A 24,840-nucleotide genomic window follows, 5' to 3' on the forward strand; every position below is an offset into this window, starting at 1 on the left:
GCTTCGACGGAAGAGCCGACGACCGGGGCCGTCGATTGAGAGGGCCGAGCGATGCCGGGGGTTCGCTTTTCAACTTGCAGGTGAAGCGAGGGAGTCCAAGCGTCCGGCACCACATTGACGTCGGCCTTCGCCGACGATTCGATGAAGACAAGGCTCAATGCTGCTGCCGGTATCGCGATCAGACGACTCATTCAATCCTCCAGAATGCTGATGTCTTCGACCTTGAACGGTGCTCCGGAGGTCAATTGAAAGTTGAACCGATAGTTTCTGCTTCCCGAACCCTCGAGAACAGCCGCAGTTACCTCAGCTGTTAACGGTTCGCGGGAGGTGCCGACCCGAACCGTCTTTAGGGTCCAAAACTTCTCCGTCGGTCGTCCGCCGTCTACGTCCGCTGCCAATTGATCCGCGTAACTTGAACAGCCACCGCAATTTGTCGAGGACACGGCTGTGAGGCCTTCTACATCTCCGGTCCGCGCGGCGAAGTTTAAGTTGTCAACCCAGTGGGTCACGAACGCCGCGGCACCTTCGGGCGTGTCCTCGCTGGCCTGCGGCGGCATGGGCGGGGGAGTCGCGGTGGAGGTGGGGGTGGCGCTCGTCGTCGGATCACGCGGTTGCGGGTCGCTGGAGCAACCGGCCAGCACCAGGGCCACGGCGATGAAGAATCCCCCGATTTTCATGCTTGTGAAGTTACCGCCGTAGGAGACGATGTGTCCATACCCGCGAGGACGCGTGTGGACAACCCCGATCAGGGGCGCAGTGGCAGCCCGTTGCCATCACGGGGGTCGCCGGTCAGCGTCACGATGCCGTCGATGAACGGCCAGATCGCACCGATGCCGCACGTCAGGATCGTGAGCACCAGCTGTCCGACGCCCAGTCCGACATGACCGGCATAGATACGACCGATACCCAACGGGACCAAGATCTGCAGGAGCCCGACGACCAGCTTCTGCTTGTCGGAGAAGGGCAGGCCGCTCCTGGGGTCGTATCCCCACGGCGCCTGCGGGCCGGCGCCGTACGCGAAGGGACTGCCGGGTGGCCCATAGCCATAGGGAACGTGCCCGTATCCCGGCTGCGCTTGAGGAGGTGGCGACACCTGTGCCCCGGGTGGAGGCACCTGACGTGGATCGGGGACGCCGGGCTCGGGTGGGACCGTCACGGCCCCACCCGAGCGATTCGGCTGCTGCCCCAAAAACCTCATCGGCGCGATGTCACAGGACCACGCCTGACGGCGCTCGACCGTCGTCGATGTTCGCGTACGGGTCGGCGACCTTGGCTTGCTTCTCGGGATTCTGGGGCCACCGCTCCTCCAGCAGGACCGCCAGGGCCGAGGCCGTGAACACCGTCGAGATGATGCCGACCCCCAGGCCGATGAGCAACGCGATGGCGAAGTCGGTCAGCGAGTCGCCGCCGAGCACGGCCAGTGCCGCCAGGATGAACATCGCGCCGAGGCCCGTGTTCACCGTGCGGGGGATGGTCTGCAGGATCGCCTCGTTGACCACCTTGCGCAGCGGTCTGCCCTGATCTCGGGATCGGTGTTCTCGAATGCGGTCGAACACCACGATCGTGTCGTTGACCGCCAGACCGATGATGGACAGCACCGCGGCGAGGAAGACGCCGTCGATCGGTTTGCCCCACCAGGCGAACGTGCCGACCACGGTCAGCACGACCGAGGACATCGACAGCACCGCCGCCAGCGCGAACGTCCACCGGAACCGCCAGGCCAGGTAGAGCATCTGCGCGGCGATCGCGATGCCGAAGGCGATGAGTGCCTTGTTGCGCAGCTCCTCACCGAGGCTCGGTCCGATCAGCTCATCACGTTCCTTGGTGACGTCGCCGCCGGCAACCTCACCAATCGCCTGTTCGATCGTGACGGCCTCATCGTTGGAGACCTCGTCGACGCGGACGCTGATGTTCTCTGACTCGCCGTCACCAGAAGAGGACTGCACGACTGCGCGGGGGAAGCCGGCTTCGCTGACGGCGTCTCGGGCCGCCTCCGGGTCGACCGGGGTCGCGGTCGAGTACTCCAGCAGACGCCCACCAGTGAACTCCACGCCGAGATCGAGGCCACGCAGCACCACGCCTCCGATCGACACCACGGCCACGACCAGCGTCACGACGATCCACGTGCCGCTGCGGCGCATGATGTCCGGCCCGTTCTCGTCGAGCCAGCGGCGAATGCGGCCAGTTCCGGCCAGACCGGTCAGGCCGGGACGATTCTTGACGAAGGAGCGCCGCACCAGGAAGTCGGTGAGGACTCGAGCGATCACCAGAGCCGAGATCATCGACGCCACGACACCGATCGAGAGCGTGACGCCAAAGCCCTTGACCGGGCCGGAAGCGAAGAAGAACAGCAGCCCGGCGGCCAGCAACGTGGTGACGTTGGAGTCGAGGATCGCCGTCCAGGCCTTGTTGAAGCCGGTCTCCAGCGATGCCTGGAGATTGCCCGACTCCTTCGCGGCGTACTCCTCCCGGGCTCTTTCGAAGACCAGCACGTTGGCATCGATGGCCAGGCCGATGGCGAGCACGAAGCCAGCCAGGCCGGGCAGCGTCAGGGTGGCGCCCAGCCAGACCAGCATTCCGTACGCGAGAAGTGCGTAGGCCGACAGTGCGAAGGTGGCCATCAGACCCACGAGGCGGTACACGAACACGATGAACAGGCCGGTCAGGGCGATGCCGATGATGGCTGCTTCGACGGAGGCGTCGATGGCGGAGGCACCCAACGTCGGTCCGACGGTGCGCTGCTCGATGATGTCGACCGGCACCGGAAGCGCGCCGCCCTTGATCAGCACGGCGAGGTCGTCGGCCGTCTCCTGCGTGTAGTCGCCGGTGATGGAGGTCGAGCTGCCGCCGCCGGACTGGCACAGCTGCTGCACGACGCCGGGCGAGGAGATGACCTGCTCGTCCAGGACGATCGCCACGCGATTGCCGGCTGCCGGGTTGGCGCAGGCGTCCGCCACGAGCTGACGCCATCCGTCGGCACCCTGGTTGTTGAAGTCGACGTTGACGCTCCACTGGCCGAGCGCCTGCGCGTCGCTCGCGGCGGCGGCGTCACCGACACCGTTGCCGTCGAGCAGAGGAGCGCCGAGCAGCAGGTCCTGGCCCGTCTCGTCGGGAAGGACGACTTGGCCCTCCTCGGGCTCGACGCCGGGGCTCGCGGGCGCCAACACCTCGTGGAAGGTCAGCTGCGCGGTCTGACCGATGACCTCGGCCGCTTCGCGCGGATCCTGCAGGCCGGGCAGTTCCACGATGATGCGATTCTCACCGGAGCGGGCGATGGTCGGCTCGGTCACACCGAGGGCGTCGACGCGGCCGCGGAGCACGTCGCGGGCCCGGTCGGTCGCTTCCGCATCAGCCTCGACCCGGTCCGAGTCGCGGGTCTCGAGGACGATCTGGGTGCCGCCCCGCAGGTCAAGACCCAGGCGGGCGGAGCTGGTCAAGGCCAGCAGGAGGGCGATGGCGATCGCCGCGAAGGCGGCGACTGCGCGCCACAGAGGAGCTTTGGTCATGAAGTACTTCCAGGCGGTGGCCACGAGGGCCAGGTGAGACGGGCGGGACTGAGGCGGTGATCAGGCCGCAGGGGGCGCGCGTCCTCGAGGTGCAGCATCGCTGACCGGTGTCAGGGGAGTCAACCGGTGCGCGGCGCGGGGCGCCGGGCGGGTCACCGGCGGCTGAGCAACCCGAGGCGAGGGCGCGGCGAGTCCTAGGTGCTGCGGAGTGCCGTCCACGATGGTCGCCGGTCGCAGCTCAGGGGCGCGTGACGCCTCGGCAAGACCTGGCGTGCCCGCGGTGACGACGGTGCGGGAACTGGTCGCAAGCTGACGGGCGCTCGCCGGTGGCCCGCAGACCGCCACAGCCAGCATGCCGGCGACCAGCGTGACGACGATCGACCACGTGCGAGGTCGTCGGGTCGTTGCGGGCATGCGCCTCAGTGTAGGAGAGCCACCCGCGAGACCTGGTTCATCGGGCCGGTGATGCAGGTTCGGGACGACCCAACACGCCTCGCCGCTCCCCCTGGCGGAGCGGCGAGGTGCGGGGTCTTGGTGGGACCTGCGATCTCGTTCAAGATTAAATCGCAACACCTTTTGGGTCGGCACGAACGAGAAAAAATGACTCGTGTGAGCTACTCCGGACAGGTCCGGGATGCCTCGCCGGGATCGGCTGATCTGTTCGCTGGGTCCGGCTCGGACTTCCTAGGGTGGAGTCATGAACTCACAGCGCACCGTCGGGCCCCTGCGCCTTCCGTCCGTCGGGATCGGCTGCAATGCCTTCGGTTCGCGCATCGACGCCGGCCGTGTCGTGTCCATCGTCGACGCAGCGATCGAGCACGACGTGGCCTTCTTCGACACGGCCGACAGCTATGGGCTCGGCGCAAGTGAGGAGCTGCTCGGCCAGGCCGTCCGCGGACGGCGTGACGAGGTCATGATCGCCACGAAGTTCGGCAGGGACATGCAAGGAGTCAGTGGCGACGACCAGGGTCGACGCGGCTCGGCAGCCTACGTCCGCACATCGGTGGAGGCGAGCCTGCGCCGCCTGGGCGTCGACCACATCGATCTGTACCAGCTGCACACCCCCGATCCGGCCACCCCGATCGACGAGACGCTGGGCGCCCTGGACGACCTGGTGCAGGCCGGCACGGTGCGGGCGATCGGATGCTCGAACATGCAGGCCTGGCAGGTGGTCGACGCCGACTGGACGGCCGGCCAGACCGGGCAGACCCGGTTCGTCACGGCGCAGAACGAGTACTCGCTGTACAACCGCACGGCCGAGGTCGAGCTGACCCCTGCGTGCCTGAACCACGGCATCGGAATCCTGCCGTACTTCCCGCTCGCCTATGGACTGCTGACCGGCAAGTACCGCCGCGGCGAACCCGCACCGGCCGGCAGTCGGCTGGAAGCACGGGCGGATCGCCTGGAGGGTGCGGACTGGGATCGCATCGAGCAGCTGCGGGACTTCGCGGCTCGCCACGAGATCTCGATCCTCCAGCTCGCCATGGGCGGCCTCGCTGCTCAGCCCGCCGTGGCGAGCGTGATCGCTGGAGTCACCTCAGCCGAGCAGGTCGCCTCGAATGCCACGGCAGGTAGGTGGGAGCCGACCGTCGAGCAGCTGCGGGAGCTGGCGGCGATCGATCGGCCGACGATGTCGTACACGACGTTCGCCCCGTGACGGTGATGCGCCGGACCGGGAGCACCTCACGGTGCGTGGCCGCTCGTAGCGGCTTATTTTGGGACCCGGGGCTACCGCGGTCCGGCGCCCGATCAGCCTAACGGGCCGACTCAATGCAGACTGGCAGTGCGTTCGATCTCGGCCGCGCGTCGCAGCTGGGTGGCGGTGTCGACGAGTCGGACGGCAGAGGCGGGATCTCCCTGATCGAGCTGGGCGCGACCCACGCCGACGATGTGTGCGAACGCGGCAGCACGATCGAGCGTGACGTCGAAGTCGGGGCTGACGATGCCACGCACCACCGTGTCTACCAGCACGATGACCTCGGCCGGTCCCGGAGGATCGACGACTCCGGCGAGCATCTCGGACACCGGAGCGAACGACTTGCCGGCGGCGAACTCGACGGCAGCGGTCTCGGGGTTGCGGTGCACCCAGGTGCGCAGCGCGTACAACCGCCACAGCGTCCCGGCGAGCGAATCGGCCGGTGCGTGCGACCACAGCTCGGCGATCGTGGACAGGCCCTCGGAGTCGGCCAGGTGCAGCACCCGGTCGACCAGGAACTGGTCGTCATCGCCGTGCGGCCCACGCACGAGCAGGGTCGCGATGCGATGGCCTGCAGCGGCGGTCTCGGCGGGGTCCTCACGGTTCGGCTGCGCCTCGAAGTGACTGGCCCCGGGCAGCCCCGGACGGTGGAAGTCCCTCACCCGAGCGCTCGATCGAGCGCGGCGAGCAACGCGTCGGAGCGGCTGTCCCCACATGGCCGAGTCGTCATGGTGCCGGGCACGTGCTCGAAGATCAGTCGATTCATGGCGTAGGCGAAGGTCAGGTTCCGATCGAGGTCGTTGACCACGACTGATCCGCCCAGACCACCCCAGTAGCAGCGTCGTCCCGGCGCGACCGACGGCATGACCGTGGGGTCGGGAAGAGCCCAGCCGAGACCGAAGGTCGAGTTGATGCCCAGCACCACGTCGGTGCCGCTGACGCGAGGCGCGATGATCGACTCGACCGTCTCCGGCGACAGCAGTCGCACTCCGTCGCACTGGCCGTCGTGGGACACGACCGACTGGATGCGCGCGATGGATCGCGCGTTGCCGTGGCCGTTGGCGGCCGGGATCTCGGCGCGGCGCCAGCGCTCGCTGTTGGCCTCGCGAGCCCGTAGGAACGGACCGGTGAACGTGCGCACCGCTGGGCTCTCCGGATCGATCGATGCCGGATCGATGGCCGGATCGGTGGGCAATGGTCGGGGCGCAGTGATGGGGGAGACGCGGTGGTCGTGCTCGGCGGCCAAGCCGATGTGGAAGTCCGCACCCAGCGGTGCGGCGACCTCTCGCGCGAACCACGCGCCGATGGTCTCACCCGTGACACGACGCACGATCTCGCCGACCAGATGCCCCTGGTTCAGCAGGTGATAGCCCGGCGCGCTGCCCGGTTCCCACCAAGGCGTCTGCGCCGCGAGCATGGCGGTGGAGCGATCCCAGTCAAACAGGTCGTCGACCTCGACGGGCTGGTCCCAGCCGGAGACTCCGGAGGCGTGACTGAGCACGTGCGCGACCGTCACGGCCTCCTTGCCCGCCGCCGCGAACTCGGGCCAGTAGGTGGCGACCGGCGCGTCGACATCGATCAGTCCCCGATCGACCAGCATCATCACGCACAGGTTGGCCATGACCTTGGTGATCGACCACACGGGAACGATCGTGTCGCTCTGCCACGGCACCGTCGCCTCTGGGTCGGCCGAGCCGTGCCACAGGTCGACCACGGTGCGGCCCTCGTGCACGACACACACCGAGGCGCCCCGGTCAGCGCCGGAAGCGACCGAATCGGCGAGGAGCTCGCCGAGCTCCTCGAATCGGGGATCACAGCTGCCGGAGACACTCATGCGACCACGGTAGACCCGGCCCGGTGGGCCGGCTGGGAGGGCTGGGCCGGCGTCAGCGGATGCTCAGACGGTGGAAGTGGGGGCCTCGTCAGCGGACCTGTGGGGGATGCGGGCGAACATGGCCCGTGATCCCCGCAGGTACAGCGGCAGGACGATCGCGAGGTACAGGAGCCACCCGCCGGCCTGCAGCCACGAGGGATCCGGCTGGAAGTTGATCGTGCCCTTGAGCAGGGTCCCGTACCAGCTGTCGGGCGGGATCGTGCCGGAGATGTCGAAGACCTGATTGCCCAGATCACCGGGACCGCCGACCTGCAAGGTCAGCTGGGGCAGGAAGGCGGCTTCCTGCAGGTCGTAGATGCCGTAGGCGAGCACGCCGGCGGCCACGACGACCAGCAGGGCGCCGGTGACGGTGAAGAACTTGGCCAGGTCGACCTTCACCGCGCCGCGGTAGATCAGGTAGCCGAGCGCGATGGCGACGGCGATGCCCAGGGCGGCGCCGATGAAAGGCCGGGGCGTATAGGCGTTGGCGACCGTGCCGTACATGATCGCGGCTGTCTCGAGACCTTCGCGGCCCACCGTCAGGAACGCGACGAAGGCGATCGCGCCGGCACCGAGTGTGAGCGCATGTGCCATCTCGGACTCCAGCTCGGTCTTGAGGTGCCGTGCGGTGCGACGCATCCAGAACAGCATCCAGGTGACGAGGGCTGCGGCGAAGATCGACAACGTGCCGCCGACCAGCTCCTGCGTGCGGAACGGCAGTGAGCCGATCGCGGCCGTGATGAGGGTGAACGCGACGACCACGACCGTCAGCGCCGAGCCAACCCCCAGCCAGATGTAGCGGATGTCCTGGCGGCGATCGGTCTTGACGAGATAGGCGATCAGAATGCTGACGACGAGGCTGGCCTCGAGGCCCTCACGCAGTCCGATCAGGAAGTTTGCGAGCACGAGGCTCACTGTAGAGCAAGGGTTGCCTCACCTCAGGTCGAGAACCTGCGGCATTCAGGGGGCGTTGTTCACAGTGCCGCTGCAAGCGGGCCGGCGACGAGACCGACCTGCCAGCGCCGTGCGCCGTGCGCCTCGAGCTCGTCGACGATCGAACCCTCGGTGATGCTCGGCGGCGGCTCCCACGCGAGCGAGCGCACCAGATGGGGGCTGATCATGTTCTCCGGGGGAAGGTCGTGCTCCTCGGCCAGGGCAGCGATGACCGTGCGGCAGCGGGTCAGCCGCTCGGCCGCTGCCGGGTTCTTCTCGCTCCACGCCCGCGGCGGTGGTGGGCCATCGGTGCGGCGTCCGGTGGGTGGGAGGTCGGCGTCGGGGAGCGCGAGCCCACGCTCCACGGCGTCGAACCACTCGCTGACGAAACGACGAGGTCCACGGTTGCGCATGGCCCGCATCGCCTTGAGGTCGCCGATCGACTCGGGGGCGGACATGGCGATCTCGACCAGGGCGACGTCGGGGAGGATGCGACCGGGTGTGGTGTCGCGGGCGCGGGCGATGGTGTCGCGGGCCTGCCACAGCTCGCGCACCAGAGCCAGCGATCGGCGGCCGCGTGCCTTGTGCATCCCGGAGGTGCGACGCCACGGGTCGATCCGCTCGGGTGGACCCGTGAACGACAGCAGCGCCTCGAACTCCTCGGCGGCCCACTCGCGCTTGCCGGTGCGGGTGAGGTCTTCGTCGATCAAATTGCGCAGCTCGACCAGGACCTCGACGTCGAGGGCGGCATAGACCAGCCACGGATCAGGCAGAGGGCGGGTGGACCAGTCGGCGGCCGAGAACTCCTTGGCCAGGCTGAGGTCGAGGTAGTGCTCGACCAACGAGGCCAGACCGACGCGCGGCAGGTTGAGCAGCCGGCCGGCCAGCTCGGTGTCGAACAACGAGGTGGGACGCAGCCCGATCTCGGTCAGGCAGGGGATGTCCTGGGTGGCTGCGTGCAGGATCCACTCGGCGTCGCCGAAGGCCTGAGCCAGGGGGGCATGATCGTCAAACGCGATGGGGTCGATGAGGTGGGTGCCCGATCCCTCCCGCCTGACCTGGATCAGGTACGCGCGCTGGGAGTAGCGATAGCCCGAGGCGCGCTCGGCGTCGAGCGCCAGCGGGCCCGTACCCGCTGCGATGCGCGCGCACGAATCTGCGAGGGCCGTGTCGGTGTCGACCACCGGCGGCAGCGGGTCGCGCAACGTCAGTCGGGGCAGGACGACCTCGGGAACGACTTCTTCGGGGTCAGGCTGCGGATCGTGGGTGTGATCGGCCGTCAACGCCCGGCCCTCCTGCGCTGGAGAGGCACCACCCCGGGAGCCAGAGGAGGCAGGCCGGCGATGGCGCACAGCAGATTTGACCAGGCGGCCGCGTGATTGCCCTTGTCAGCCACAGGAGTCCACGACGCACGGACCTCGATCTGGGCGTCGGAGCCGTCGTCGTCCATCTCTCCGAAACCCTCGGAGCGGACCACGGTGACGCTGCCGCTGGCGGCCGTGTGCTCGGCGTCGTGGGCGTCGAGCGCCTCCATCAGCCAGCTCCAGCCGACGTTGGGCAGCAGGGGGTCGGCGGCCATGTCGGACTCGATGTCGGCGCGGGCGAAGGTGACGCACCGAAAGGTGCCGCCCCATGCCTCGTTGCCGGCCGGGTCGTGCAGCACGATGAAGCGGCCGGTGCCGAGGTCGTCGTCGCCGACGCGCACGTCGCCGCTGATCGCGTAGGCGTGCGGCGCGATCCGCTGGGGGGCGGGCATGTCATCGATCACGACCTCGGGACGCATGACCGCGTGCTCGATCTGGCGCACGGCGTCGGTGAACACGGCCGGTGCAGGGTTCTTCTCGATGCTGGCTACCACTCCTTGATGGTAGGTGTTTCAGGGCGTTGCGGGCGCAAGCGACACGTCTCGCAGCACCTGAAAGGATGGCGGCATGACTTCCTCGTCGTCGCTCGCCGCGAGCCCGTTCCTTGCCGCTTGTCACGGGCAGCGTCCCGATCACGTCCCGGTGTGGTTCATGCGTCAGGCGGGGCGCTCGTTGCCCGAGTACCTGAAGATCCGTGAGGGCACCGCGATGCTCGACTCGTGCTTCGAGACCGACATGGTCGTCGAGATCACGATGCAGCCGGTGCGTCGGCACGGTGTCGATGCGGCCATCTTCTTCTCCGACATCGTGGTTCCGCTGAAGGCGATCGGCGTCGACCTCGACATCGTGCCCGGCACCGGACCCGTGGTGGCCGACCCGATCCGCACGGTCGGGCAGCTCGATCAGCTGCGTGATCTGGAGCCCGACGACGTCTCCTCGATCACCGCTGCGGCATCGGCGCTGGCGCACGAGCTGGGCTCCACACCGTTGATCGGTTTCGCCGGGGCACCGTTCACGCTGGCCTCGTACCTGGTCGAGGGTGGCCCGTCGCGGGACCACCGCCGCACCAAGCAGATGATGTACGGCGAGCCCGATCTGTGGAACGAGCTGCTCGGGCGCATCGCTCGCATCGCGGGTCAGTTCCTGCGCCTGCAGGTCGAGGCCGGCGCCTCGGCGGTGCAGCTGTTCGACTCGTGGGCCGGGACGTTGTCGCTGGCGGACTATCAGCGCTACGTGCAGCCCCACTCCGCCGCCGTGCTGGACGCCGTCGCCGACCTGGGCGTGCCGCGCATCCACTTCGGAGTCGGCACCGGCGAGCTGCTGGGTGCGATGACCGAGGCGGGTGCTGACGTGACCGGTGTCGACTGGCGGGTGCCGCTGGACGAGGCCGTGCGACGGATCGGCCCCGACGCCATCGTGCAGGGCAATCTCGACCCGACCACGCTGTTCGCTCCCACGGAGGTCGTGCACGCGCGGGCCGCCGAGATCATCGCTGAGGGTGCTGCCGCCCGTGGTCACATCTTCAACCTGGGCCACGGCGTGCTGCCCGCCACCGACCCGGACACTCTGACCCGGCTGGTCGACTTCATCCACGCCCAACCGGTCCCCGGTCCCTGACATGACGCCGGCGCCACGCACGGTCGCCGTCATCGGCGGCGGGATCGCCGGCCTGACCGCCGCCTACGACCTGGCGGCGGCCGGCTGCGAGGTCACCGTGCTGGAGACCTCCGATCGCGTCGGTGGCAAGCTGCGGCAGGCCGAGGTCGGTGGCATCGCGGTCGACGTCGGCGCAGAGTCGATCCTCGCCCGCCGTGCCGAGGGCCTTGATCTGGTCCGTGACATCGGTCTGATCGACGCCATCGAGCACCCGAGCACTGCCTCGGCCTCGATCTGGACGCGCGACGCACTGCGTCCGATGCCACCCACGGTCATGGGCGTCCCGGCCGATCTCCAGGCGCTTCTGGCGTCCGGGATCGTCACCGAGGCGCCCGAGTCCGCGCCGGCTGCGGTGCCCGACGAGGACGTCTCAGTGGCCTCGTTCGTCGAGCAGCGGCTGGGGCGAGAGGTCGTCGACCGCCTGATCGAGCCGCTGCTCGGTGGGGTGTACGCCGGTCACTCCGACCGATTGTCGTTGCGGGCCACCGCCCCCCAGGTGCTGGCACTGGGCGGAGATCTGGTGAGCGGCGCCGCTCGGTCCTTGGCCGAACGCGCCCAGGCACAGCAGTCGTCCCAGCCGTCGCCGGTCTTCTTCGCGCCCACTGGCGGCGTCGGCACCCTGCCCGATGCGATCGTGGCAGCCGGTGACTTCGCGGTGCGCACCTCGACCACGGTGCGCGGACTCGACCGGTTGCCCGCCCACGAGCCGGGGTCGCCCCGGTGGCGTCTGACCATCGGGCCGACGACGGCCATCGAGCACCTCGAGGTCGATGCTGTCGTGGTGGCCACGCCTGCACCGGCGGCAGCGCGCCTGCTGTCCGACGTGGCGCCGCGGGCCGCCTTCGCGCTGGCTGCGGTCGAGTACGCCAGCGTCGCGCTGGTCACGTTCTGTCTCGGTGGGGAGTTCCGCACGACCGGCTCAGGCTTCCTCGCACCACCCGTGGACGGCACGGTCATCAAGGGCGCCAGCTTCTCGAGCTCGAAGTGGCAGTGGTCCCGTGATGCGGCGTCCGACCGTGCCATCGTGCGGACCTCGATCGGCCGGGCCGGCGAGACTCTGCTGCTGCAGAACGACGACGAGAATCTCGTCCGGCTGGCCCTCGCCGACCTCACGGCGGCCGTGGGCCAGGCGGGACCGGTCATCGACGCGCACGTGCACCGGTGGGGAGGGGGCCTGCCGCAGTACGAGGTCGGCCACCTCGACGTCGTCGATGAGATCGACGCCGACATCGCCTCGGTCGAGGGCCTCGAGGTCTGCGGCGCGGCTTACCGCGGCGTGGGGATCCCGGCCGTGATCGGCACGGCCCGGGTCGCTGCAGCTCGATTGTTGGGACGCGAGACACTGGGGTCGTGACGACGATTCCGAACAAGGGCAAGCTGGCCAAGGACATCAACGAGACCATCCGCTACACGATGTGGTCGGTGTTCCGACTCGACCGGGTGTTCGGCGATGCCGCCGACCGTGCGGCAGAGGCCGCCGAGGTCGAGGAGCTGTTCGCGGCGCTCGCGGCGGACGACGTGATCGTGCGCGGCGCGTACGACGTCGGTGGACTTCGAGCCGATGCCGACCTGATGCTGTGGTGGCACGCGCCAGACAGCAGCGGTCTGCAGAACGCCTATCACCGCTTTCGACGCACGGCGCTCGGATCGCGCATGGTGCCGGTGTGGTCGCAGATGGCGCTGCACCGACCCGCCGAGTTCAACCGATCGCACATCCCGGCCTTCATGGCCGAGGACGAGGTCCGCAGGTTCGTCTGCGTGTACCCGTTCGTGCGCTCCTACGAGTGGTACCTGCTGCCCGACGACGAACGCCGCGAGATGCTCAAGGAGCACGGCATGCAGGCTCGTCCGTACCCCGACGTGCGCGCCAACACGGTCGCTTCGTTCGCCCTGGGCGACTACGAGTGGATGCTGGCCTTCGAGGCCGATGAGCTGCACCGCATCGTGGACCTGATGCGCGACCTGCGCGCCAGCAAGGCACGTATGCACGTCCGCGAGGAGATCCCCTTCTACACCGGGGAGCTGCACGCCATCGGCGATCTCGCCCAGCTCTGGCCCTGACCCCGGCTCCCCGCCGGGACTGTGGTCAGTCGGGCTGCTGGGTCAGGGCGACGCCGTTGATGCAGAAGCGCTGGTCGGTCGGGGTGTCGAAGCCCTCACCCTCGAAGACGTGGCCGAGGTGCGAGCCGCAGCGTGCGCAGCGCACCTCGATGCGGACGCCGCCGAACATGGACCGGTCCTCGATGTACTCGACCCGGTCCTCGGCCATGGGGGAGTAGAACGCCGGCCATCCGCAGTGCGCGTCGAACTTGGTGTCGCTGCGGAACAGCTCGGAGCCGCAGGCGCGGCACCCGTAGACCGACGGAGTGGTGTCGGTCTCGATGGGTGAGCTGAAGGGTCGCTCGGTGCCCGACTTGCGCAGGACCTGGTACTCCTCGCGGCTGAGCTCAGCCTTCCACTCCTGCTCGGTCTTCTCCACGTCATAGGCCATGGGCCCAGCCTACGTCGGCGCGCCCACCTTCACCGTTGGTCGGTCCTGGCCCTGGTCAGCCTTGGGATTCGATCGGGTACCGCTCGATGAGGTGCAGCGTCGGGACGTCGAGCACGCGCTTGGCGCGTGAGCTCCAGTCGATGTGGAAGAACTCCTTGAGGAAGTGCGTCTCGGTGAGGATGATGACCTCGCTCGAGGCGGTCTCGGCCACCAGGGCCTTCAGGGTGTCGATGGGGTCGGTGTCGACGAGCTGGCCGGTGGCTTCCTGGCCGCGATCCCGCAGCAGCGCCATGCTCGCATCGAGTGCTGCCTGTCCTGATTCCTTGACCGTGTCCTGCATCTCCTCGATCAACGACGGATCGGGCACGGCAGCCACATGACCGCCGCCGAGCGCACTCATCGACGACGTCAGGGTTGCCGTCGAGTTCTCGATCGGCATCAGGAGGTGGTAGCGAACCGTGTCCTCGAGCCCTTCGTGCAGGGCCACGACCTGATCGGCATCAATGTCCTCGAGCTGGCTCTCGACCAGCAGTGTGACGTCGTACATTCGGGTGTCCTCTCGTCGGTGGCCAGACTAGTACCTCTGCCCCGCAGCGCCCGTAGGCTGCCGTCATGACCTCTCTCTCCGCTCGACTGGCCACCTCCGGCCCGATCGACGTGTCCCTGTTCGACTCACGGGTCACCACGGGATTCGACGGCGACAAGGCTGATGCTGCCGCGGCCATGGTGACCTTGGGCGAGGAGCTGTCGGACCTGCAGGAGCGTCTGTTCGCGCAGGCGCGTGCCGGAGTGGGCACGCAGCGCATCCTCCTGGTCATGCAGGGCATGGACACCTCGGGCAAGGGCGGCATCATCCGCAACGTGGCCGGCCTCGTCGATCCGCAGGGTCTGCGGATCACGGCCTTCAAGAAGCCCACGGCCGAAGAGCTCGAGCACGACTTCCTGTGGCGGATCGAGCAGGCGCTGCCCGACGCCGGTCAGATCGCGATCTTCGACCGGTCGCACTACGAGGACGTGCTCATCGGCCGGGTGCGTGAGCTGGTCCCGCCCGAGGAGGTCGAGCGCCGCTACGAGGCGATCAACGACTTCGAGCAGAGGTTCGTCGACGATGGCGGGACCGTCGTCAAGTGCTTCTTGCACATCACGCCCGAAGACCAGAAGGAACGGCTCGCCGAGCGCCTGGCGGATCCGTCGAAGTACTGGAAGTACAACCCCGGTGACATCGACGAACGACTGCTGTGGTCGGACTATGCCGTCGCCTACGGCATCGCGCTGGAACGCTGCTCGACCCAGACGGCCCCGTGGCACGTCGTGCCCAGCGGCCGCAAGTGGTACCGCAACTGGGCGATGGCGACGCTGCTGGCCGAAGCGCTGCGCGCGATGGATCTGCAGTGGCCAGGTGCTGAGTACGACGTCGAGGCCGAGAAGGCGCGACTTCGCGCATCCTGAGGCTCAGACGGCGAGCGGCTCCAGCGGAACGAGTTCGACAGCGCCGACGGCGTAGCGCGCCAGCACGGCGTGGGCAACCTCGTCGTGGACACCGAGCGGTTCGGCGACAGCCACCGCGCCTGCCTCGATGGCCAGCTCGCGGACCCGTGCGGACTGCACCCCGGGTGCGATGAACGCCATGCCGACCGCAATGTGGCGGCGTCCGTCGGCGCGGTGCGCCCGGACGGCCTCGCCCGCGGCCGGGGGAGCGGCGGTCGCGAAGGCGGCGATGGTCGGCAGGTGGTGATGCTTGCCCCAGGCGCGCGCCACGCGGGCGATGAAGGCGTTGGCCAGGGGGTCGGTCGAGCCGGGACCGGCAAGCACCAGCGCGTCGAGCTCGCGGACCCGGTGCTGCGCCAGGGCTTCGCGCAGGCGCTCGTCGAGCACTCGGAAGAAGGTCGACTCCATGCCGAGCACCCGAGTGACCTGGATGCGCACCGAGGAGTGTTTACGCTGCACGGCCTCGATGGCCAGCGCCACGTCGGCCGCGGCAAGCTCAGCCTCGGAGAGCAGCAAGGGAACCACGACGATCTCGTCGTGCCCTGCGCGAGCAAGCCGTGCGATGACGGCGTCCAGCCCGTTCTCGCCACCGCCCAGGAAGGCGGTCGCGGTGGGCAGGTCGGGGCGGGTGGTGGCCACCAGGTCGGTCAGTGCCTGGACCGTGGCAACGGTGCGAGGGTCGCCTCCGTCGATCGCGAAGGAGACCAGCGCGGGGGCGCCAGAGGGAGCGCGGTCGCGGGAGGGGTGAAGCGTGGTGATGTCAGTCAGTGCAGCCATGAGAATCCTCAGGGACGGGGAGCGCAGCGGTGTCGGTCGAACCGTGGGCCGCCACGCGCCGGACGAGATGGGGGTCGGGTCGCGTGGTGTTCAGCGGCACAGCATGGTGTGCGCGCGACCGAGGTCCACGTGGAGTCGTTCCACGAGCCAGATGTGGCGAGCCGAAAGCATGTCCATAGTCTGGACGAGCGTCTCACCAACACCAACCACGAATCTCAGGTGTTGAGATGCCCGTCCAGCAGGTGATATTACCGGTCGTGTTCATCGGTGCTGGCCTGCGGAAACTGCTCGCCGATGTGGTGTGAGTCATGCTCCACTGAGTCCAGCCATCTCCGCGCCACGAGCCGCAGTCGGGGCACAGGGGCGGCTGTCGACGAGTCTCCTGCGACCCGCTGACGGTGCGCGATCGGGCTGTGTCGGGTCGATACCGTGGGGGCATGGTGGCCGAGGCGGTGGATCGACCGCGCAGCCTGGTCGCCGCGCGGCAGTGGGTCATGCGGCTGCTCGCGCGCACCATCTCGAGCTGTTTTCGGTACCGGGTGACCGGGCTGGCGGCCGAGGCGGCGTTCTTCGCGATCTTGTCGCTCCCGCCGCTGGTGTTCGGTCTGGCCGGAACCATCGGCTACATCGCCAAGCGCTACGACGTCACGCAGGTCGAGGTGCTGAAGGATCGGGTGATCGACCTGTCGTCGCAGGCGCTCACGCCCGAGACGGTCAACGCCGTCATCACGCCGACCCTCGACGAGGTCCTCACGGCGGGCCGCATCGACGTGATCTCGATCGGATTCGTGCTGGCCCTGTGGTCCGGCTCGCGTGCGTTGAACGTGTTCATCGACACGATCACGATCATCTACGGCATGGGCGGGCGACGCGGCATCGTCAAGACCCGCGCCCTGTCGTTCGCCCTCTACATGGTCGCGCTCCTGGTCGGGATCGCGCTGGTGCCACTGGTGCTGGCCGGCCCGGACGTCGCCGCCAACCTGCTGCCGGACCGGCTGGCGATGCTGAGCCAGCTGTACTGGCCCTCGGTGCTGGTGTTGTCGGTCGGTTTCATCGCGACGCTCTATCACACTGCCGTGCCTCTGCGGCGCCGCTGGCGCAGGGCCCTGCCGGGTGCGTCGTTCACCGTGCTGATGTGGGTGTTCGGCAGCTACTTCGTGCGGTGGGCCCTGGGCTTCTCGACCGGCGGCACCTCGATCTACGGCCCGCTGGCCGCGCCGATCGCCATCTTGCTGTGGCTGTACGTCATCTCGATCGCGGTGCTGATCGGGGCCGCGATCAACGCCGCGCTCGACGAGGCCGTGGATCACACGGAAGATCTGGAGCAGGCGGTCTAGGCTGGCGCGCATGAAGCGCCTGATCGATGCCCTGATCGTGTTGTCGGTGCTCGCCATCATCGGCGCCGGTGTCCTGTACTGGATGCTGCGCGACGACGATGACGAGGTCCGGGACCGCGCCGGCGTGCCCGAAGCGGCCCCGGTCAGCCGGATCTCCAGCGACGGTGTGGAGAAGAACATCTCCGAGCGCCTCACGGCGCGCACCGGTCGCGCCGTGAGCGTCGAGTGCCCGGCCAAGGTCAACGAGCTCGTGGGGACGACCTTCGACTGCGAGGCGTTCTTCGACGGCGATGCCGAGGTGGCCACCGTTGCGAAGGTCGAGATCACCGGCGGAGGCGGTCAGTTCTCCTGGACCTCCGAGAATGCCGAGACGCCCGAACTGGACGAGGAGAGCCCGTAGGCGCCTCGAGCACTACAGGTTCAGCTGGCGAGTGGTCCTCGTCAGAGCCCCGTCCTTCTTCTCCAGGAAGACGATCTCGCCGAAGTTCAGGGGCAGCCAGTCCTCGTCGTTCTCGGTCAGGGGTTCGGAGGCGAAGATGGCCGATGTCGCATCCTCGGCGCTGCGGACGTCGACCTCGTAGGAGTCTTCGTAGTCCTGGAAGTTCGTACCGAGCAGCACGTACATGGGTTCGAGCAGCATGCCCAGGGCGAGCTCGTCGGAGCCCGGCTCGGACTTGCGGAGCTCTTGCCAGTCACCTGAGGGGTGGGTCTCGCCGTCGGGCCCCGCGCCGTAATTCACTCCGATGATCCTGTCCTGAGTCACCAGGGCGATCTTCAGCTTGGTCAGGGAGACCAGGTCGAGCTTGCGCTGGGCCTCGATGATGACCGTCAGCATCTTCTCGAAGGCGCGCTGGACGTCCTCGTTGCTGTTGCCCTCGAGCAGGGACAGCAGCAGGACGTAGAGGAACTCGGTGTCGGTGGTGCCCCGCATCTGCGCGAGGTAGGTGTCCTTGCAGTGCGCCAGCAGCTCGCGCTGCAGGATCAACCAGTGGGGCAGGTCGCCGTTCTGGGCGATGATCCACGGCGTCTCCTGGTAGGAGAAGGGGTGGCAGTTCTCGTCGGCGAGGACGACACCCGCGTCGTATCCCGCAGCCCGCACGTGGGCCAGGAGTGTGCTGGCCTGAAGGCTGGGGATGATTCCCTCGGCGTTGTCGTCGTAGAACGCGGCCATCGGCCTGCGGTACACCAGGGGCTTCTCGGGCCTCAGCAGATGCTCGCTCCACGCTCCGAAGCCCCACCCGGCCAGCTGGAGGAGCGGGTGGAGCTCGGGGTCCAGGGTCTGGTTGATGAGGCTGTTGTCTGGCGACAGCAGCAGGCTGTTGACGGGGATCTCCGGCCCGATGTAGGCAAGAACGCGGCACATGTGGGTTCCTCACTGGGTCCGTCGGAGCGGATCCGATGTCATCAGAGCATGGTCGCCAGGAAGCAGCGGGTTCTCCTCGGATCCTGGACTCCGGCGTCCGAGATGAAGAAAGCCCCGGTTTCCCGGGGCTCTACTTCGGTGGGCGATACAAGGATCGAACTTGTGACCTCTTCCGTGTCAGGGAAGCGCGCTACCGCTGCGCCAATCGCCCATGCTGTTCAGTTGTTGCTCATGCTCGAGGTGGGTACGGGATTCGAACCCGTGTGCACGGATTTGCAGTCCGTTGCCTCTCCTCTCGGCCAACCCACCGCAGGATGGGTGACGAGACCCGTTCCGAGCGGACGACGGGATTCGAACCCGCGACCCTCACCTTGGCAAGGTGATGCGCTACCACTGCGCCACGTCCGCGTAGCCTCAATTGGAGGCGACACGAGACTTTAGCCGATCCGATGGGCAGGCTCCAAACCGGGGGGCGGCTAGCGTGGGCTCATGATCGCCTGGGTGAACGGCCGCCTCCTCGAAGACCCTGCGAGCCCGGTCGTGAGCCTGCTCGACCACGGCATGGTCGTGGGCGACGGAGTCTTCGAATCCATCTCCGTGACGAACGGCGAACCGTTCGCGGTGACGCGTCACCTGGACCGCCTGGTGCGCTCCGCCGGAGGACTCGGCATCGGGGCCCCGGACCTCGCTGCGGTGCGCGAGGGCATCGCCGCCACCGTCGAGGGACAAGATCTCGGCTTCGGGCTGATCCGGGTCACGGTGACCTCGGGCATCGGGCCGCTGGGCTCACCGCGTGGCACCGGTCCGCAGACGGTCTCGGTGGTCACCGCGCCGATGGTCAAGCCGCCGACGGTCGCCTCGGTGGTCACCGTGCCGTGGGCACGCAACGAGAAGGGCGCATTGTCCGGGCTCAAGACCACGTCCTATGGCGAGAACGCGAAGATGATCGCCTGGGCCAAGGCGCAGGGCGCGGGTGAGGCTGTCATGGCCAACACGCAGGGCCAGCTGTGTGAAGGCACGGGATCCAACGTCTTCTACGTCCTCGACGGTCAGATGTGCACGCCCACCCTCGCCGCCGGCCCGTTGGCCGGTGTCACCCGCGCCCTGGTGCTCGAGTGGTGTGGACCCGAGCTGGACATCGTCGAGCGCGACGCTCCCCTGGAGGTGCTCTTCGAGGCGGAGGAGGTCATGCTCGTCGGCACCACCCGCGACGTCCAGGCCATCGGCCGCATCGACGATCACGAAGTTGCGGCTCCCGGGCCGGTGACCCGTCGCGCGCAGGAGATCTGGGCTCGAGAAGTCATCGTGTCGAACGACCCCTGAACCCTCGATGCCCGAGCAGCGCGCGAGGTGCGTTAAGGTAGGTGGGCACTCGCGGGCGATTGGCGCAGGGGTAGCGCGCTTCGTTCACACCGAAGAGGTCACTGGTTCGAAACCAGTATCGCCCACTCGAGGAAATGGTTCCTGACCAGCAGCTATGTGGTCAGGAACCATTTTTGTTCAGTGGGTCGTGCACCATGCGTGCGGTACCTCTCAGTGCCGATCCACGTGCTGATTGAAGGCGACCGCCCGGTGCGCACGGGTCCCCGTTGCCATGGGTCCGCATGGCTAGACGACATCAGCTGTGGCTTCCCTCTTGCGCAGGGATGACATCGCGCGCGGGCTGCGTCTCCTGGGCCGCGGACTCGTTCGTGCAGGACCCACGACTCGGGTGTCCGTCGAGTAGCCGAAGACCGGGTCAGAGTGTGGACCTGTCCATCATGACGACGAGGCGTGGTCGGTGAGTTCCTCGAAAAGCACCGGAGCCGGACTCCCGCCGCGATCGAGCACAACCTGCCCAACGGCCTCACCGAATTGACCAACACCACGATCCGGCCGAGCACCCGGATCGCGTGTGGATTCAAGTCAGCCGAGGCCGTCATCGCCCTCGCGCTCCTCAACCTCGGCTGCCATCGAAGGTGCTGAGGCGCGCTTCCATAGCATCAGCCGACTGAAAACGTTCGGGTGGTGTTGGTCGTGTTGCCAGCGATGTCCTTGGCGTAAATCGTGATCGTGTACCACGTCCTCGAGGTGGCTAGTGCGGAGTCGGGGATGCTCGCGAACCAGGTCCCCGTGGTGAGCTTGGCAGGTGTCCGCGTCTGGCAGGCAGCGGAGGTCCAGGACGTCCCGTTGAAGCAGCGGAAGTCCGAGGAGCGGTACAAGACGTACTCGACGCGCGCGGTCCCGCTACCGAGTGTCGGGTCGACGGCGGTCCCGCAGACACCTCCGGTCCGTCCGGCACCGGCGCAGGCCGCGCGCCACTGCGCGTGCGTCAAGTCGCCGGTTGGCGAGGTGACGGCGAGCACGGGGGACCGGTTGTCGAGCTTGACATGGGCGGTGTGAGTTGTCTCGGAGGCGCCGGCGGAGTCAGTGGCGAAGTAGGTGATGGTGTTGTCGCCCTGCGTACTGAGGGTGAACACCAGGGATGAGCTCTTGATCGTGACAGGACTGCCACCGTTGACGCGATAGGTGATGGAGCGGATGCTCCTGCCGCCGCTTGCCGTTGCGGAGATGTTCACGGACACGTTGCTGCGTTGGTACCAGCTGCTGGGGGAGGGGGTGTCGTAGATCTGGATCTTGCTGGTCGCGCGGGAGGTGTTCACGGCGACTTTCCACGTGTTGTCGGCATTGGCGGTCGTGTCGCTGAACGCGGCATCAGCAGATTGCACCGGGAGCACGGCTGCGCTTCCGACGATGACTGCGACCGCGACGACGGCAGCGCCCGGGTGCAGCATCGTCCGGAGGGTGGTCATAGCGGCCGAAGGCGTGGCGGCGATGTCGTCGGCGTCGTCCTCAGTCGGAGGGGCACTGCGATCTCGACGCCGGTGCCTGGCGTGGCACGAGGGCCGGGACGAAAAGTAGAAGGCGATCATCGTGACAAGGATCCAGCCGATGAGCAGCGTCAGGTTGCCGTCGTTCAACCAGATCAGTGGCATTCCGACGAAGGGGACGCAGATGATGGCCCTGCCGTGGAAGTTGGCAGCGGGCACTGGCGCCACGTCGTTGTTGCGATTGGCGTCACCGGCCGTCACATAGGTCTGGTCGCCAAGATTCTCGACGACTCGGTGCAGACGGTTCTCGTGGCCCTCGGCCGCGTCAGCCGGAGTGAACAGCATGACCCGTCCGACCGGTACCGGGGACTCCCTGGCGAAGGGCTTGGTGATGACCACATCTCCCACCGAGATCGCGGGCTCCATCGAGCCGCTGCGGACCACATAGCTCGACCAGCTCCACAACGTCGGCACGGCGGCCGCGATGATCAGCGTGAGGAGCATGGCGCGGTAGACGCGAGCCAGCAACACGAGCGCCAGACCGCACCAAGCGCGCATGGGGCCCGCGATGTCGCCGGCCTCAGCGGGCTTCGGACTGCTGAGATCCACTCCGCCAGGCGGGCCTGATGGTGACGCCACGATGGCTTCTTTCTAGACGATCGGCAGGTGGTAGACGCAGGTGACCAGAATTAGTTGCTCTGCAGCTCCCACTGGAGGTCGATGCCGGTCTGCGCACCCTGGAGATTGTCGAGCTCGCTCTGGGACATACCGGTCGTGTCGAACGTCCACGTGATCTCGTACGTACGTGTCTGGGTCCCGGCGGTGACTGCCCAGCCACCGGCACCGCTCGCGTAGCTGTTGAACGCGGAGAGTGCTGTCAGGGATGCCGGTGGGAAGACCGCTCCGCCCTTGACGAACCCGGTGCAGGAACCGAAGCCGCCTCCGGTGCCCCAGTTCATGCCCACGATGACGTGGTCCTGGAGACCGGCGGGGGACAGCACAGGGTTGACCGTGTATCCCTTGACGACGCCGGGGACGGTGGCCTGCGCTGTGACGGTGATGCACTTGGTCTCGGTGTCACCGGGAACCATGCCGGTCGCCTGGAAGCGTGCCGACCCGTTGTCGTCGTCGGTGAGCGCGACGGAGCCAGTGGCCCAGTTGTTGCCGGAGTTGCGGGTGCTGCCGCTGAAGGCCGCATATGACGACTGCCAGATCAGGGCGGCGGCCGCGATGATGGCGATGGGTGTCGCGATCGCGGTGCCGATCTGTCGGGTCTTGCGGGTTGGCTTCTGCATCGTGGATCGTGCTCCCTTGACTGCTGGAGCCCCGAATGGGAGCCCTCGGGTACCACGATTCTCGGTTCGAGGTGCATTGGTCAGAGCCCAGAGACCCGTCCCTGGGTGACCAAGGTCCTGCGGTCAAGTCGGACGAATCACCTGATCGCGGCCACCGCGAGCTCGGTGGCGGTACGCCACACGAGGCCCACGGCACCGCCCCGGCGTTGATCAGGATGGATGCGAGACCGACGACGACACCGACGTTCGAGCCGATGGGGCGTGACTACATGGATCAGGTGTATCCGCATATCTCGGTGTGCACTCCGCGACCCGCTCTCGGATTTGAGACCATGAGCGCATGGCTGCAGACACCGACCAACGGCCCGCGCCTGACCCCGTGATCGAGGAGCGCGTCGAGCGCTGGGAGAAGGCCTCCGAGATTCCTTTGACGATCTCGACGCTGTTGTTTCTCGGGGCCTACGCGTGGCCCATCCTCGATCCGGACCTGAACCGTGCGTGGGACAACGCCTGCGAGACGGTGGTCTGGGTGACGTGGGTGATGGTGTTCGTCGACCTCGCGGCGCGGGTCCTGCTCGCTCGTCACCGCTGGAAGTTCATCCGAGAACACCCGCTCGATGTCGCCGTCGTGGTGCTGCCGATCCTGCGACCCTTGCGACTGCTGCGACTGGTGACGCTGCTCAGTGTCCTGAACCGCTACGCCGGCAGCTCCATGCGCGGCAAGGTCGGGCTGTACCTGGTCTCCTCGGTGTCTCTGATCGTGTTCGTGTCGGCCGTCGCGATCCTCGATGTCGAGCGCGGGGGCGACGGTCCCATCCAGAGCTTCGGCGATGCGGTGTGGTGGGCCATGACCACCATCACGACCGTCGGATACGGCGACATGTACCCCGTGACAACTGCGGGTCGATTTATTGCCGGGGGCCTGATGTTCGCAGGCATCGCGACGCTCGGTGTCGTCACGGCGTCGTTCGCCTCGTGGTTGATCGAACGGGTCGCCGAGTCGGACGAGGAGACCGAGGCGGCGACGCGACGAGACATCGCCGCACTGACCGCGGAGATCCGCACGCTGCGTGAAGAGCTGCGCAAGTCCTGACCGTCAGGACAGGCCTGTCAGGACGCGACAGATCGCAGGGCGTCACGCAGCGTCGTGGCCGACTCGTGCGGGGACAGACGTAGCGTGTGGCCGACCCGGGCACAGGTGCATCCGCTGAACAGCACCAGCGCGAGGAGCCCCAGCTGCAGATCGCTGAGCTCATGAGCGCGACCGCGGGGTCCCGATGCAACGGCCTGGTCTCCGCGTGGACCGTGAGTGCTCAGCCACCGGGAGTGCAGGTGTCTGGACAGGTCGCACCGGGTGCGCCTGCTACCGCGCGTGCGGTGGTGCACCTGCGCGGCGACCGCATCGATCACCAGCCGTTCGGCACGGGCGCTGGTGGCGGTCAGTGTGCCGGCCAGGGCCAGCAGGTGCGGGCCGTGATCGTCCAGGAGCCGTCCGGCTCTTCGTTGTCGTCGCGAGGTGCTCGAACCGATCATGATCGTCCCCAGTCTCGAAGCGCCGTCTGGGAGGACGACTGGTGCCTGTGGCACGAGGCTAGCCGACCGGGCTCAACGGCCGACCGGTTTCAACGACCGAGCGAGATCTCAGGGTGTGGCGCGATGACCGAACGTCAGGTGGAAGGGTCGCAGTGCGAGGGTCACGACGGGGCGCCGGTGGGCGAGGAAGCCGAGTGGTCCGGCCGGATCGAATGACCAGGAGCCGTGTGCGAGACCGAGCCGAACCCGGCCGCGCACCGGCGAGACCACGAGGCCGCCGTGGCGGTCCTGGGCGAGGCGAAAGCCCAGGGGTACGGGGAAGGGCAGGCGGCGCGCGTTCTGCACGCCGAGCGATCCGATGCCCGCCGCCGTGTACGACCGGTGCGACTGGCGATGGAACTCGGCGAGGTCCTTGGGGATCGCCCACAGGGCCCGGCCGCCAACGCGTGAGGCCTCGCTGTCGACCCAGATGTGCGTGATCGAGACTCGGGGACGCCAGCCGTGCCTCACCAGGACGGTCGACATGATCTCGTCATAGGTCAACGGGCTGGGTTGGTCATAGCGGAAGAACGCCGCCGAGACGATCGTGCGACCGAACAGGTGCACCGAGCGGGTGACCGCCGAGGCCGGCGGGGGAGCGGCGCCCGCCGGCAGCAGCCAGACGCCCACGTAGGCGTGGCCGTGCAGGTCCCACGGTTCGACCGGATAGCTGGCCATG

General features: G+C 67.8%; 27 protein-coding genes and 4 tRNA genes. 11 read left to right on the plus strand and 20 right to left on the minus strand.

Features of this window, described 5'->3' with window-relative positions:
• Nucleotides 1–191: 191 nt before the first annotated feature.
• The 4 genes from ACHAA3_RS13025 to ACHAA3_RS13040 all read right to left on the minus strand — a co-directional run bounded on the left by ACHAA3_RS13025 (nt 192) and on the right by ACHAA3_RS13040 (nt 3,920).
• The gene (locus ACHAA3_RS13025) at nt 192–677 is read right to left on the minus strand and encodes a DUF6318 family protein (RefSeq protein ID WP_435709462.1); all 486 of its coding nucleotides are present in this window, start codon (nt 675–677) and stop codon (nt 192–194) included.
• 68 nt (nt 678–745) lie between these two features.
• A complete protein-coding gene (locus ACHAA3_RS13030; protein WP_435709463.1) occupies nt 746–1,156 on the minus strand; it encodes a TM2 domain-containing protein in 411 nt (136 codons plus the stop codon).
• A gap of 52 nt (nt 1,157–1,208) precedes the next feature.
• A complete protein-coding gene (gene secD / locus ACHAA3_RS13035) occupies nt 1,209–3,506 on the minus strand; it encodes a protein translocase subunit SecD (protein ID WP_435709464.1) in 2,298 nt (765 codons plus the stop codon).
• A 60-nt stretch (nt 3,507–3,566) separates the two neighbouring features.
• On the minus strand, nt 3,567–3,920 hold the full coding sequence (locus ACHAA3_RS13040; protein ID WP_435709465.1) for a hypothetical protein: 354 nt from the start codon (nt 3,918–3,920) through the stop codon (nt 3,567–3,569).
• A 283-nt stretch (nt 3,921–4,203) separates the two neighbouring features.
• Here ACHAA3_RS13040 and ACHAA3_RS13045 point away from each other — a divergent pair, with 283 nt between their 5' ends.
• Complete coding sequence (locus tag ACHAA3_RS13045; protein ID WP_435709466.1) at nt 4,204–5,163, plus strand: aldo/keto reductase; 960 nt, start codon at nt 4,204–4,206, stop codon at nt 5,161–5,163.
• A gap of 110 nt (nt 5,164–5,273) precedes the next feature.
• Here the strand turns inward: ACHAA3_RS13045 and ACHAA3_RS13050 are convergent, their stop codons facing one another.
• From ACHAA3_RS13050 to ACHAA3_RS13070, 5 genes are all read right to left on the minus strand, one after another.
• Nucleotides 5,274–5,864 (minus strand): hypothetical protein, encoded by a 591-nt coding sequence (locus ACHAA3_RS13050; RefSeq protein WP_435709467.1) that lies wholly within the window; start codon nt 5,862–5,864, stop codon nt 5,274–5,276.
• Entirely contained in the window at nt 5,861–7,036 is a 1,176-nt protein-coding gene (locus ACHAA3_RS13055) for a serine hydrolase domain-containing protein (RefSeq protein WP_435709468.1), read from the minus strand. The genes ACHAA3_RS13050 and ACHAA3_RS13055 overlap by 4 nt, the downstream gene beginning before the upstream one ends.
• 63 nt (nt 7,037–7,099) lie before the next feature.
• The gene (gene efeU, locus ACHAA3_RS13060) at nt 7,100–7,981 is read right to left on the minus strand and encodes an iron uptake transporter permease EfeU (RefSeq protein ID WP_435709469.1); all 882 of its coding nucleotides are present in this window, start codon (nt 7,979–7,981) and stop codon (nt 7,100–7,102) included.
• 68 nt (nt 7,982–8,049) lie between these two features.
• Nucleotides 8,050–9,291 carry a ribonuclease D gene (locus ACHAA3_RS13065; RefSeq protein WP_435709470.1) on the minus strand — a complete coding sequence of 414 codons (1,242 nt, stop codon included), beginning with the start codon at nt 9,289–9,291 and terminating at the stop codon, nt 8,050–8,052.
• The gene (locus ACHAA3_RS13070; protein ID WP_435709471.1) at nt 9,288–9,866 is read right to left on the minus strand and encodes a DUF3000 domain-containing protein; all 579 of its coding nucleotides are present in this window, start codon (nt 9,864–9,866) and stop codon (nt 9,288–9,290) included. Before ACHAA3_RS13070 ends, ACHAA3_RS13065 begins: the two co-directional genes overlap by 4 nt.
• 73 nt (nt 9,867–9,939) lie before the next feature.
• Here ACHAA3_RS13070 and hemE point away from each other — a divergent pair, with 73 nt between their 5' ends.
• From hemE to hemQ, 3 genes are read left to right on the plus strand one after another with little or no spacing between them, the layout of a single operon-like run.
• Nucleotides 9,940–10,989 (plus strand): uroporphyrinogen decarboxylase, encoded by a 1,050-nt coding sequence (hemE, locus tag ACHAA3_RS13075; RefSeq protein ID WP_435709472.1) that lies wholly within the window; start codon nt 9,940–9,942, stop codon nt 10,987–10,989.
• 1 nt (nt 10,990) lies between these two features.
• Nucleotides 10,991–12,382, plus strand: a complete 1,392-nt coding sequence (gene hemG, locus ACHAA3_RS13080) for a protoporphyrinogen oxidase (RefSeq protein ID WP_435709473.1) — start codon at nt 10,991–10,993, stop codon at nt 12,380–12,382.
• Nucleotides 12,379–13,089: a hydrogen peroxide-dependent heme synthase gene (gene hemQ, locus ACHAA3_RS13085; RefSeq protein ID WP_435709474.1), complete on the plus strand. Its 711-nt coding sequence runs from the start codon at nt 12,379–12,381 to the stop codon at nt 13,087–13,089. Before hemG ends, hemQ begins: the two co-directional genes overlap by 4 nt.
• A gap of 25 nt (nt 13,090–13,114) precedes the next feature.
• Here the strand turns inward: hemQ and msrB are convergent, their stop codons facing one another.
• A complete protein-coding gene (gene msrB, locus ACHAA3_RS13090; protein ID WP_435709475.1) occupies nt 13,115–13,519 on the minus strand; it encodes a peptide-methionine (R)-S-oxide reductase MsrB in 405 nt (134 codons plus the stop codon).
• Nucleotides 13,520–13,574: 55 nt separating this feature from the next.
• On the minus strand, nt 13,575–14,066 hold the full coding sequence (locus ACHAA3_RS13095; protein WP_435709476.1) for a hypothetical protein: 492 nt from the start codon (nt 14,064–14,066) through the stop codon (nt 13,575–13,577).
• A 65-nt stretch (nt 14,067–14,131) separates the two neighbouring features.
• On the opposite strand from ACHAA3_RS13095, the gene ACHAA3_RS13100 reads away from it, so the two are divergent.
• Complete coding sequence (locus tag ACHAA3_RS13100; protein WP_435709477.1) at nt 14,132–14,968, plus strand: PPK2 family polyphosphate kinase; 837 nt, start codon at nt 14,132–14,134, stop codon at nt 14,966–14,968.
• A 3-nt stretch (nt 14,969–14,971) separates the two neighbouring features.
• On the opposite strand, the gene ACHAA3_RS13105 is transcribed toward ACHAA3_RS13100, so the two are convergent.
• Nucleotides 14,972–15,784 (minus strand): sirohydrochlorin chelatase, encoded by an 813-nt coding sequence (locus ACHAA3_RS13105; protein ID WP_435709478.1) that lies wholly within the window; start codon nt 15,782–15,784, stop codon nt 14,972–14,974.
• A gap of 437 nt (nt 15,785–16,221) precedes the next feature.
• Here ACHAA3_RS13105 and ACHAA3_RS13110 point away from each other — a divergent pair, with 437 nt between their 5' ends.
• A complete protein-coding gene (locus tag ACHAA3_RS13110; protein WP_435709479.1) occupies nt 16,222–17,121 on the plus strand; it encodes a YihY/virulence factor BrkB family protein in 900 nt (299 codons plus the stop codon).
• A 10-nt stretch (nt 17,122–17,131) separates the two neighbouring features.
• Complete coding sequence (locus ACHAA3_RS13115; RefSeq protein ID WP_435709480.1) at nt 17,132–17,521, plus strand: DUF4333 domain-containing protein; 390 nt, start codon at nt 17,132–17,134, stop codon at nt 17,519–17,521.
• Nucleotides 17,522–17,533: 12 nt separating this feature from the next.
• Here the strand turns inward: ACHAA3_RS13115 and ACHAA3_RS13120 are convergent, their stop codons facing one another.
• From ACHAA3_RS13120 to ACHAA3_RS13135, 4 genes are all read right to left on the minus strand, one after another.
• Nucleotides 17,534–18,484, minus strand: a complete 951-nt coding sequence (locus ACHAA3_RS13120; RefSeq protein WP_435709481.1) for a class II glutamine amidotransferase — start codon at nt 18,482–18,484, stop codon at nt 17,534–17,536.
• A gap of 139 nt (nt 18,485–18,623) precedes the next feature.
• Nucleotides 18,624–18,695 (minus strand) — tRNA-Val (locus tag ACHAA3_RS13125).
• Nucleotides 18,696–18,722: 27 nt separating this feature from the next.
• A tRNA-Cys gene (locus tag ACHAA3_RS13130) sits at nt 18,723–18,793 on the minus strand.
• A gap of 27 nt (nt 18,794–18,820) precedes the next feature.
• Nucleotides 18,821–18,892, minus strand: a tRNA-Gly gene (locus tag ACHAA3_RS13135).
• A gap of 81 nt (nt 18,893–18,973) precedes the next feature.
• Here ACHAA3_RS13135 and ACHAA3_RS13140 point away from each other — a divergent pair.
• The 3 genes from ACHAA3_RS13140 to ACHAA3_RS13150 all read left to right on the plus strand — a co-directional run bounded on the left by ACHAA3_RS13140 (nt 18,974) and on the right by ACHAA3_RS13150 (nt 20,449).
• Complete coding sequence (locus ACHAA3_RS13140) at nt 18,974–19,807, plus strand: aminotransferase class IV (RefSeq protein WP_435709482.1); 834 nt, start codon at nt 18,974–18,976, stop codon at nt 19,805–19,807.
• A gap of 53 nt (nt 19,808–19,860) precedes the next feature.
• Nucleotides 19,861–19,932, plus strand: a tRNA-Val gene (locus tag ACHAA3_RS13145).
• 325 nt (nt 19,933–20,257) lie between these two features.
• Nucleotides 20,258–20,449: a transposase gene (locus ACHAA3_RS13150; protein ID WP_435709483.1), complete on the plus strand. Its 192-nt coding sequence runs from the start codon at nt 20,258–20,260 to the stop codon at nt 20,447–20,449.
• A gap of 17 nt (nt 20,450–20,466) precedes the next feature.
• On the opposite strand, the gene ACHAA3_RS13155 is transcribed toward ACHAA3_RS13150, so the two are convergent.
• Together ACHAA3_RS13155 and ACHAA3_RS13160 are read right to left on the minus strand one after the other, a co-directional pair.
• Nucleotides 20,467–21,903, minus strand: coding sequence for a signal peptidase I (locus tag ACHAA3_RS13155; protein ID WP_435709484.1), 1,437 nt, complete (start codon nt 21,901–21,903; stop codon nt 20,467–20,469).
• A gap of 80 nt (nt 21,904–21,983) precedes the next feature.
• Complete coding sequence (locus ACHAA3_RS13160; RefSeq protein WP_435709485.1) at nt 21,984–22,589, minus strand: hypothetical protein; 606 nt, start codon at nt 22,587–22,589, stop codon at nt 21,984–21,986.
• Nucleotides 22,590–22,929: 340 nt separating this feature from the next.
• Between ACHAA3_RS13160 and ACHAA3_RS13165 the strand changes: the two genes are divergently transcribed.
• Complete coding sequence (locus tag ACHAA3_RS13165) at nt 22,930–23,682, plus strand: potassium channel family protein (protein ID WP_435709486.1); 753 nt, start codon at nt 22,930–22,932, stop codon at nt 23,680–23,682.
• Between the two features lie 17 nt (nt 23,683–23,699).
• Here ACHAA3_RS13165 and ACHAA3_RS13170 read toward each other — a convergent pair whose 3' ends face one another.
• Nucleotides 23,700–24,122 (minus strand): hypothetical protein, encoded by a 423-nt coding sequence (locus ACHAA3_RS13170; protein ID WP_435709487.1) that lies wholly within the window; start codon nt 24,120–24,122, stop codon nt 23,700–23,702.
• A gap of 108 nt (nt 24,123–24,230) precedes the next feature.
• A complete protein-coding gene (locus ACHAA3_RS13175) occupies nt 24,231–24,839 on the minus strand; it encodes an acetoacetate decarboxylase family protein (protein WP_435709488.1) in 609 nt (202 codons plus the stop codon).
• Between the last annotated feature and the right edge of the window lies 1 nt (nt 24,840).

The organism is Aeromicrobium sp. CF3.5, assembly GCF_051262695.1.
Taxonomy (GTDB): Bacteria; Actinomycetota; Actinomycetes; order Propionibacteriales; family Nocardioidaceae; genus Aeromicrobium.